Raw genomic sequence first — 1,750 nt, forward strand, 5'->3', positions numbered from 1 at the left:
GCGGGGGCACGGACGGGCCGGCCGCCGCGGGCACCACCGTCACCCGCACCGTCGAGGTCACCCTGGACGACATGCGCGTGCGCCCCGCCCGCATCGACGTCACCGAAGGGACCGTCCTGCGCCTGAAGGTCACCAACACCGACGAGCGGCGCCACGACCTCAAGGTCGAGAACGGGCCCGCCACCCCGCTGCTCGCCCGGGGGCGGAGCCGCACCCTCGACCTCGGGCCGGTCACCGAGGACCGCGAGGCCTGGTGCACCCTGCCGGGACACCGCGCGGCCGGCATGACCCTGGACATCGTCGTCCGCGGGACGACCGCCGCCGAGGACGGACACGGCGGGCACTCCTCCGGCGGCACGGGCCCCGACCTCGGCGCGGACTTCTCCCCGGACTGGCGGCCGCGCCCGGCCGGCCTCGCCCCCGCACCGGAGGGACGGATCCACAAGCTGGAACTGCGCGCCACCCGCACCACGGCCGAGGTCGCCCCCGGCGTCGAACAGGAGATGTGGACCTTCGGCGGCACCGCACCCGGCCCCACCCTGCGCGGCAAGGTCGGCGACGTCTTCGAGATCACCCTGGTCAACGACGACGAAACCATGGGCCACGGCATCGACTTCCACGCCGGATCCCTCGCCCCCGACCGGCCCATGCGCACCCTCGGACCCGGCGAACGCCTCGTCTACCGCTTCCGCGCGGAGAAGGCCGGGGCCTGGCTGTACCACTGCAGCACCGCCCCCATGCTCCAGCACATCGGCAACGGCATGTACGGCGCCGTCGTCATCGACCCGCCCGGCCTGGAGGAGGTGGACCACGAGTACCTCCTGGTCTCCTCCGAGCTCTACCTCGGCACCCCCGGCAGCACCGCCCAGGTGACCAGGATGCGCGAGGGCACCCCCGACGCCTGGGTCTTCAACGGCGTCGCCGCCCAGTACGCGAAGCGGCCCCTGACCCTGAAGGCCGGGGAACGGGCCCGGTTCTGGGTGGTCGACGCCGGGCCCGTCGACCCGGTCGCCTTCCACATCGTCGGAACCGTCTTCGACACGGTGTACAAGGAAGGCGCCTACCTGCTGACACCGGAGCACCCCGGCGGCGCGCAGGTGCTGGACCTGGCCCCGGCCCAGGGCGGCTTCGTCGAGACCACCTTCCCCGGGGCCGGGCACTACTCCTTCGTCGACCACGACATGCGGCACGCCGAGGCCGGGGCACACGGCACCGTGGAGGTGAGCCGGTAGTGGACACCGTGGGACCCTGGTCCCTGGTGCGCTTCGCGCATGTGGCGGGTGCCGCACTGTGGGTCGGCGGACAGCTCGCCCTGTCCCTGGTGATCCTGCCGCTCGCCAGGCGCCTGCTCGCCCCCGACGCCAAGGACCGCTTCACCGCCGAGGCGGGGCGCCGGTTCGGGATGCTCACCGGCGCCCTGTTCCTGCCGGTGCAGCTCGGCACGGGCATCGCCATGGCCTGGCACAAGGGCGTCACCTGGGCCTCCCTCGCCGAACCCGGCTACGGCCGCACCCTGGCCGCCAAACTCGCCCTGTTCGTCCTGGTGATGGCCGCCGCGGCCGGCCACGGCATCGCGCACGCGCGACACCGCGCCGACCTGGCCCGCGCCCTCGCCGTCGTCTCCCTCGTCGGCTCCCTGGGCGTCGTCCTCCTCGCCACCGCCCTGCCGGCCACCTGAACGCTCCGCCGGCGGTACGGCGGTGTGCCGTCGTGGCCGGTCGCGCCCACGCGGCGGTGGGGCCGCACGCCG

The 1,750-nt window shown here is 74.5% G+C and carries 2 protein-coding genes; both read left to right on the forward strand.

The window, feature by feature from the left end; translation table 11 throughout:
* A partial coding sequence (locus tag B7767_RS36410) for a multicopper oxidase domain-containing protein (protein WP_107486529.1) occupies positions 1 to 1,232 on the forward strand: 1,232 nt, incomplete at its 5' end.
* Positions 1,232 to 1,678, forward strand: coding sequence for a hypothetical protein (locus B7767_RS36415; protein WP_218775846.1), 447 nt, complete (start codon positions 1,232 to 1,234; stop codon positions 1,676 to 1,678). The genes B7767_RS36410 and B7767_RS36415, both read left to right, overlap by 1 nt.
* The last annotated feature ends 72 nt before the right edge of the window (positions 1,679 to 1,750 follow it).

Source organism: Streptomyces sp. 13-12-16, from assembly GCF_002114215.1.
Taxonomy (GTDB): domain Bacteria; phylum Actinomycetota; class Actinomycetes; order Streptomycetales; family Streptomycetaceae; genus Streptomyces.